Below are 8,154 nucleotides of genomic sequence, written 5' to 3'. Positions count from 1 at the left end.
GGTGCGCAGCCTCGTACGCACCCAGGGGGCGCAGGCGGGGAGCTCGGCGGCACGCATGTCAGTTGTCCCCCTGGTGGCGCAGCGACACCGCAGGATCGGTGCGGCGCAGCGCGATCACGGCGACGATCAGCAGCGGCAGTGCGGCGACCGAGGCGAGCAGGACCGCGACCTGCCCGGCCGGAAGCAGCACCAGCACGTCCGGCACGGGCCTGGCGGCCTGCCCGGTCAGCACGACGAGCGGCACGACGGCCCGGGTGAGCACCACCCCGAGGGCGAGCCCGATCAGCAGGGCCAGGGTGATCAGTACGCCCTGTTCCGCGGCCATCATCCGGGCCAGCCGGCGACGGGGAGCGCCCAGGGCCCGCAGTACGGCGAACCCGGCGGCCCGTTCGCGCTGCGAGCCGACGAGCCCGACGGCGAATCCGACCGCTGCCAGGGCGGCTGCCACCACGGCGGCAGCCGACAGCGCGGACTGCGGCCCCGCCCCCAGCGGGTCGTCCGCCAGCTCCCGGGCCACCTCGTCACGCACCCGCACCTGCGCCGGATCGGTCCCGGGCAGGGCGCGCAGCCCGGCCGCCACCTCCGGGCCGTCACCGGGCGCGGCGCTCAGCCACCACTCGGTGGGTGCGAGGGTGGCCCCCGGCCGGTGGGCGAGCACCTGCGACACCGCCCTGAGATCCAGCAGCAGGCTGCCGCCCGGCAGCGTGGACGACTCCTCCGGGGTGCCCTCGGGCGTACCGGAGGCCGCCCCGGGACCGGTGGTCGGGAGCTGCCGCACCGACTTCACCAGAGTCACCCGGACCGTGCTGCCCGCCAGCGTGAGATCGATCTCCTGGCCCGGCTCCGCCCCCGCATACCTCAGATACGTGTCGGTGGCCACGGCCTTCAGCGCCGGGGCCGCCGGGCGGGCCGCGGTCACGCGGAGCGTGCTGACAGGGTCGCCGAGGAAGACGCCGCCGGCGCGGATGTGTCCGGTCCCGTACCGGAAGGCCGGAGAGGCACCCGCCCCCGTCACCGCCTCCGGTGTGCGGCCGGCCTGTTCCTCCCCGGCCCCCGCCATGGTCACCCCCGCCTGCCAGCGCACCCCCTTCGAGGCGTCGGCAGGCTGCTCACCGCCGCCTGCGGTGAGTGCCCTGAGCCCGGTCACGGCCACCAGACGTGTCTCGGCGCGGCCCTCGGGCACGTCGCTGTCGAGCTCGAAGCCCGTCACCGCCGGCCCGCCCGACGCCGACACGGGGACGGACACGGCGTGCGCGCGGCCGTCGACGGGGACGGTGCCCGCCCCGACCCGGTACCCGATGCCGTAACGGTCCTCCAGCAGCACACTGACCAGTGCGGTCGCACCGGACGGGGACTTCCCGCCGGGCGCCGAGGTGTCACGGACCCGCAGATCGAACAGCACCCGCTCACTGCCCTCGGGCAGCAGCACCCCGGTCCGCGCGGTCCTCGGCGGTGCGATCGCGTCGAACAGCTCCTGCGGCGGTGTACCGGACAGGTCCTCGCGCATCAGCATCCCTTCGTCCGCGTGCGCGGTGTCCAGGGCGAGCACCTCGGCCGTCCGCCCGCCGGAGAGACCGGCTGTCGTGCGGAACGCCGGAGCCGCCCCCCGCACACCCGGCAGGTCCGTGTAGGCGGTGGCCTTCGCCGGGTCGCCGGACAGCGTCCCGACCACGCGCACCGACGCGCCCGACCTGAAGTCGGCCTGGTCGCGCTGCGAACGGTCCCATGACGCACTCTGGCCGATGGCGAGCATGCCCATCGCGACCGACAGGACCAGCAGCAGCACCGGGCCCGCCCCCCGCAGCGGCCGCCGGCTGAACTGCCAGCCCGCCAGGGCGGCGGACAGACCGCGGCCGGCTGCCGCCCGTCGCTCGGCGAGCCGGGCGGCCGGGGGGAGCAGGCGCAGGATCAGGACGGTGCCCGCGAGCAGGGCCAGCGCGGGGGCGGCGACGAGCAGCGGATCGATGCCCAGCTCACCCTCCCGGTCGCCGCTGAGCGCACCGCTGCCGGATGTCCCGGTCTGCCGGTCCAGCTGCCAGTACGCCACCCCGGCGATCAGCAGCAGCCCGATGTCGGCGCCCGCCCGCACCGGAGCGGGCAGCGCGGCGGTCCGTGCGCCCCGGCGTCCCGCACCCGCTGCCAGGGCGGGCGCGACCACCGCGAGCGCGCACGCCAGTGCGACGGCGCCCGCCACCAGCCAGACCGTGCCGTCCACCGCACCGTCGAACCGCAGCCCGATCCGGCCGAGTTCGCTGCGGTCCGCGAGCAGCCTGGTCAGCGGCCCGGCCAGCAGCGGTGCGACGACGGCGGCGGGCACCGCGAGCAGCAGCGCCTCGATCGCGGCCAGCGAAGCGATCCGTCCTGCGGACCCGCCCCGGGCGCGCAGCAGTTCGTCCTCGCCGCCCCGCTCGCTGCTCAGCAGCCTGGCCACGAGCAGCAGAGCGTATCCGGCGAGCAGGACCAGCTGCACGGCGACGATCATGATCGTGGAGCGGGACACGAGCAGTGCCCGCTCGATCCGGCCGACGACGGCCGGCAGCGACGTCCGCACCGTGGCCCCGTCCCCGAACACCGCGGAGCCGGACAGCGCCTTCGGTCCGGCCGTCGACGCGCGGTGCAGCGCCCCGGTCCGGCCGGTCGTCACCGTACGGAAGTCGGCGGACGCCAGCCAGGACACCGGGCCGGCACTGATCCGGCCCGACCCCAGCACGGCGGGGTCGGCCAGCAGCGGGCCGTAGGTGGTGAAGACGACCTTGCGGGCGCCCCGCCCGCCGAGCGGGTCCAGCCGCCAGTACGGATCGTCCAGGTCGGACGCCTCGTAGAGGCCGGTGATCCGGACCGGCAGCGGCGCCTCGGTCATACGGTCGGTGAGGGTGATCCGGGAACCCGGCCCCAGCTTCAGCGCCTCGGCGGCGGCGCGCGGCAGCGCGACCTGCACGGGCTCCTTCGCGCCCCCCGCCCCGGCGTCCGGCATGCGTCCGGCGACCAGGCGCACCCGGCTGCGGTCCAGCGAGGCGAGATGCGTCAGATCGGGCTCACCGCGCTGCGCGGCGGGGGCCCGGACGGTGCGCGGCAGGGCATAGGAACCGGAGCTCTCCAGCTTCCCCACGGTCACGGGCAGCCCGTCGAAGGTGGCGCGGGCCGCCCGGCGCACCGTGGCGTCGGCCTCCTCGCGCTGCTCGCGGTCCACGTCGGCGGAGACGAAGAGGGAGGCCTGCCCGGCGGAGCGGTGGGTGAGCGTGTGCCGCAGGGCGGCGTCGCCCATGGAACCGGAGAACGCGGTGAGCGCGGCCAGCACACAGGTCGTGAGCAGCACGGTCAGGACGGCGGCGAAGAGCAGGAGCCGGTGCGCGCGCACCCGCAGAAGGACGAACCCCGTCACCCGATCCCCCGAACCCTCAGCAGCCGTACGCCCCCCGGCGTGTACCGGATGCTTTCAGAGTGCACGGGCTCCTGGTAACCGCCCGTGGGCCCACCTTGATGGGATCGTGACCGTTATGCGGCTGCGCGGCACCGGATTCCGCGCGGGGGATCAGCCCGCGGTGTTGATCATCGAGGCGGCGGCGTAGGTGAGGTAGTCCCACAACTGCCGCTCGTGCTCGGGAGGGAGTCCGAGCTCGTCGAGGGCCACCCGCATGTGGCGGAGCCAGGCGTCGTGCGCCGCCCGGTCCACCTGGAACGGTCCGTGCCGCATCCGCAGCCGGGGGTGCCCCCGCTGGTCGCTGTAGGTGCGCGGGCCGCCCCAGTACTGCATCAGGAACAGCGCGAACCGTTCCTCGGCCGGGCCCAGATCCGCCTCCGGGTACATCGGCCGCAGCAGCGGGTCGTCCGCGACGCCCTGGTAGAAGCGGTGGACCAGGCGCCGGAACGTCTCCTCGCCGCCGACCTGCTCGTAGAAGGACTGCTCCTGAAGCGTGTCGCGCGGAATCTCTGTCACCCGTCCATCGTCGCAGACGCACCGGCCGAGGACCGGGGTCCTAGGACCCCGGTCCGGACCGGCGGGCGCCGTGACCCGCCGGATCAGTCGCGGCGGACCGTGATCGTCGTCCAGGCCCCGACGTGCACCCGGTCGCCGTCCTGGAGCGGGACGGGGACGTAGGGCTGGATCGGGTCCTCGGCACCGTTGAGCGTGGTGCCGTTGGTGGAGTTCTGGTCGACGACGGCCCAGCCGCCGTCCGGCTGCTGCACCAGCACGGCGTGCTGGTGCGAGACGCCCGGGTCCTCCGGCGGCACGGAGAGATCGATGTCGGGGGACTCGCCGGTGCTGTGCCGGCGGCGGCCGACGGTGATCTGCCCGCCGGTGAGCGGAAGACGCTGTTCCGGGGAGTACGCGGGCAGGTTGAGCCCGGTCGCCTCAGGACCGCTGCGTTGCATCATCGCCAGGAAGTAGTCGCGGTCCGGGGCGATGACGGCCGTCCAGCTGCCCGGCCCCTGGTCCCGTCCGCCCTGGGCAGGGCCCTGGCCGGGGAACTGCTGCTGCGGGGGCAGAGACGCCTGAGGTGTCTGAGGTGCCTGCGGGCCCTGCTGGAAGACCTGCGGAGGCTGCTGCTGCGAGGGCGGCGGCAGCATCCAGTCGTCACCCCCACCGGTCTGCGGCGCCTGCGGCCGCTGAGGCGCGGGAGGCGCGGACTGCTGCTGGAACGACGGCGGGGGAGGCGGTCCCTGCCGCTGCGGCTCGAACGGCGACGGCGGGGCGCCCTGCGGCCCGGGACCCTGCGGCCCGGGACCCTGCGGTCCCTGTCCCTGGGATCCGGGGCCCTGCGGGCCGGGACCCTCCGGTCCCTGCCCCTGCGGACCTTGCCCCTGCGGACCTTGCCCCTGCGGACCTTGTCCCTGCGGGCCGGGGCCCGGCCGGCCCGGTGGATCGAACGGCGGCGGGGGGCCCTGCCGGTCCGGCCGGCCAGGAGGCTGCCCCTGCTGCCCCTGGGCCTCGAACGGGGACGGCGACTGCTGGAAGGAAGGCGGAGGCGGCGGCCCCTGCTGGAAGGAAGGCGGCGGCGGACCCGGACGGCTGCCTTCCTCCGGCGAGAGCGGCTCGGCCGGCCGGTTCATCTGCGAAGGCCGGGAGCCCTGGTATTCGAACGGGTCCCGCTGCTGCTGCGGCGGCGGGCCCTGCTGTGCCTGGAATCCGGGCGGCAGATTCAGTCCGGGCCCCGGGCCGCCGACGCCGCCCCGCGGGGCCAGCGGGGTGTACGAGGTCGCCGTGTTCGTGAGGAAGTTCCAGCGGCACTCCTCGCAGTACGGCGTCATCGCCTCACGCGGGGTGCGGCACTGCGGGCAGAGCTCGGCCTGGGCGGCCGGCTGTCCGGCGCCGGGCACCTGCGGGTAGCCGTAACCGGGTGCGGGAGGCGGCGGGACCGCGCCCGTAGGCGCGTCCGTCCCGGCCATGCGGTGTCCACAGACCTCGCACCAGTCCTCGGAACCCGACTGGTGTCCGTTCGGGCAGGTCGGCATGTCGGCGCTTCCCCCTCTCCTCGTCCGGCCCAAAGGCCGCCATGCTTGTCGGTGCACCGTCCGGTCGGCCGGGCCGGCTCTCCGTACGGCTCTGTCGTTGCTGTTCGTACGGCTGTCGCGCGTGTCACTGTTTCTTGACGCGAACCGTCTTGGTCGAGCGCGTTTCGAGTGTCATCTCGTCCGCTTCCGCGACCCTCGCTTTCAGTCGCACAGTACCGGTCGCCGCGTCGACGACGTCGACCACCTTCGAAAGCAGTTTCGCAGTATCCGCGTTCCCGGACGCCGACGCGAGCTGCACCGCACGGCCCAGTTTCGCCGTCGCGCCGTCGAAGTCTCCCGATTTACGCGCATCCAGTCCCTGCTGGATGACGTGTGCCAGTTCCGCCTGCCCTGTGTAGTGCGCCACCTGGGGGTTGATCGAGGTGGACGCGGCCGTGTCGTCCGTCCACACGGCGCGTACGAGGCCCTGGGAGAGGGTCTGCGGGGCGCCGCCGGAGGGGCCCGGCAGGATCAGCGAGACCCTGGCCGCCAGCATCTCCTGGCCGATCCCGGCCTCCGGGACCCTGACGCACACGTGGTAGTCCCGGGACTCGTCGCCCCAGGAGCCGGTCGGGTAGTCGCCGGCCCGCGGCCCGGCCCCGGTGCGGCGGCCGGTCAGGTCGGCCATCGTGGGCGCCACCTGCTTGACGAACACGACCTCGGCACCGACGGGCGTCCAGAGCCGCAGCGCCACGTCCGCGACCTCCTTGCCCATCGCGTTCTCCATCATCTGTGTGAAGTCCGCGGCGAGACCTGCCGGATCGGCGACGATGTCGGCCGTGCCGAGCAGGGCGGAGGCGATCCCTGTGACCTCTTTCACCTCCCAGTCGGTGCCGACACCCCGCGCGTCACAGGTGAACCGGCCCGCACAGGAGTCCAGGGCCGCCCGGAGATCCTCAGGGGACTCGTGCTCGTTGCGCCCGTCGGTGAGGAGGATGCCGTGCCGGATGTCCACCTCGGCGGCTCCGAGCAGCCGGCCGGCCAGCCGCAGCCAGGTCCCGACAGCCGTACCCCCGCCCGCGCTCAGCCGGCGCAGGGCCTCCTTCGCCTGGGCCTTGGTCCGTGGGCCGGCCGTCGCCAGCTGCCCGTCGCCCGGATAGACGTCGCCGGCCACGTGCGTCCCCGCCACCACCGCGAACCGCGTGCCCTCGCGCAGGGCGTCGATGGCCGCCGCCGTGGCGTCGCGGGCGTTGCGCATCTTCGTCGGGGGGTGGTCCATCGAGCCGGAGCAGTCGACCATGAGGACCACGGCGGCATCCGGACCCTGCCCCGCCGTGCGCCCGGACACCGGGGCGCCGCCGGTCGTCCCCCCGCCCGTGGACGTGACGGTGACGATCGCGTTGACGTCGCGGCCGCCCGCGGGCAGGAATTCGTTCTGGTACACCTCGACGGAGAACTGCGGCACGTTCGACTTGGAGAAGTTGGCCATCTGATCGGCTCCTTGAAGCTCCACGTATGTCAGACGAAGACGGAGGTGACGAAGGCAGGTCCGCGGACGGGGTCCAGGGCGCGGGCCGCGGGACGCGGACGCGCGGTGCGGGAGGGGCGCGGGGGACAGGGCGGAACGCCGGCCGGACCGCCGGGCGGACCGGCCGTGGCTCAGGCCGATCCTGCCCCTCGTGCCGTCACGGTGAACGGCAGCAGCGCCACTGTTACGTTGTCGTGGCCCCCGCCGTCGAGCGCGTGACCGACCAGCACCCGGGCTCCGTGCAACGGACGTTCGCAGGCCTCGGCAGGCACGGCCGCAGCCATCTCCTCCGCGGCCTCCGCGTAGTTCCACAGGCCGTCGGTGCACACCACCACCAGGCCGGACCTGTCCGGCTTGAAGACCGCGGTGTGCGGCTCCAGTTCGTAGGCGTCGGCGCCGAGCCAGCCCGTGATGGCGTGGGCGCGCTCGTCGGCGTACGCCTCCGCCTCGTTCATCAGGCCGGCCGCCACCATCTGCGCGGCCCAGGAGTCGTCCTCCGTGAGCCGGACCGGCGGGGCGGCGCGGTCCTCGGGGACCCAGTAGACACGGCTGTCGCCGACCCAGCCGACGACCAGCAGACCGCCCGCCGTGATCGCGCCGACCAGGGTGCAGGCCGGTGCGTTCCGGTGGCGGTGCTGATCGTGCTCCAACGCCTGCCCGGGGTCCTGGGCCAGCGCGTCGACGGCCTCGGACGCGGCCAGGATCGCCTCGTGCATGGCCTGCTGCGGATGTGTGCCTCGGGGCAGCGACTCCAGAAGCGACTCGTTGGCGGCGCTCGCCGCCGCGGCCGACGCCTCGTCGGGGCGGCTCGCCGACGAGACGCCGTCGCACACGATCGCGACGACGGCCGGTGAACCGTCCGGCAGGGCGGTGCAGGACACCGCGAACGAGTCCTCGTTGCGGTGGTGGCGCAGGCCCCGGTCGCTGACCGCCGCCACCGCGCCGAGCTCCTGCTCCATGTGGTCCCGCTCACGGGGCTGGGCATGGCCGCAGTTCTCGCAGTAACCGTCGGTGTCCACATGGCCCGAGCGGCAGGCCACACAGACCTTCGCGCCGGCCGCCGGGGCCCCGGCGGTGGAGTGCTCCGCCGTACGGGGATCGGGCGCGGCCAGCTCGAAGTCGCCGGAGGTGTCGCCCGGGCCACCCGGCGCGGCGCCCTCCGGGGCGTCCGGCCCGTCGAAGCGGACCGCCGC

Annotated in this window: 5 protein-coding genes; all 5 read right to left on the bottom strand. The window is 74.6% G+C overall.

Annotated elements, in window-relative coordinates; genetic code table 11:
- Nucleotides 1–58 precede the first annotated feature (58 nt).
- The gene (locus tag VN520_RS13875; RefSeq protein WP_325747203.1) at nucleotides 59–3,382 is read right to left on the bottom strand and encodes an FtsX-like permease family protein; all 3,324 of its coding nucleotides are present in this window, start codon (nucleotides 3,380–3,382) and stop codon (nucleotides 59–61) included.
- Nucleotides 3,383–3,532: 150 nt separating this feature from the next.
- Entirely contained in the window at nucleotides 3,533–3,937 is a 405-nt protein-coding gene (locus tag VN520_RS13870) for a globin (protein WP_325747202.1), read from the bottom strand.
- A gap of 83 nt (nucleotides 3,938–4,020) precedes the next feature.
- On the bottom strand, nucleotides 4,021–5,454 hold the full coding sequence (locus tag VN520_RS13865; protein ID WP_325747201.1) for an FHA domain-containing protein: 1,434 nt from the start codon (nucleotides 5,452–5,454) through the stop codon (nucleotides 4,021–4,023).
- A gap of 124 nt (nucleotides 5,455–5,578) precedes the next feature.
- On the bottom strand, nucleotides 5,579–6,922 hold the full coding sequence (locus VN520_RS13860) for a VWA domain-containing protein (RefSeq protein WP_325747200.1): 1,344 nt from the start codon (nucleotides 6,920–6,922) through the stop codon (nucleotides 5,579–5,581).
- Between the two features lie 170 nt (nucleotides 6,923–7,092).
- On the bottom strand, nucleotides 7,093–8,154 hold a 1,062-nt coding region (locus VN520_RS13855), incomplete at its 5' end, for a PP2C family serine/threonine-protein phosphatase (protein ID WP_325747199.1).

The organism is Streptomyces sp. (assembly GCF_035563135.1).
In the GTDB taxonomy this organism is placed as follows: domain Bacteria; phylum Actinomycetota; class Actinomycetes; order Streptomycetales; family Streptomycetaceae; genus Streptomyces.
The sequence above is the reverse complement of the archived record's forward strand: the minus strand, read 5'-3'. Positions and strand labels throughout refer to the sequence as shown.

Coding starts and splice junctions, on each gene's coding strand:
- VN520_RS13865 (WP_325747201.1), bottom strand. CDS start 5,454: ATGCCGACCTGCCCGAACGGACACCAGTCGGGTTCCGAGGACTGGTGC.
- VN520_RS13860 (WP_325747200.1), bottom strand. CDS start 6,922: ATGGCCAACTTCTCCAAGTCGAACGTGCCGCAGTTCTCCGTCGAGGTG.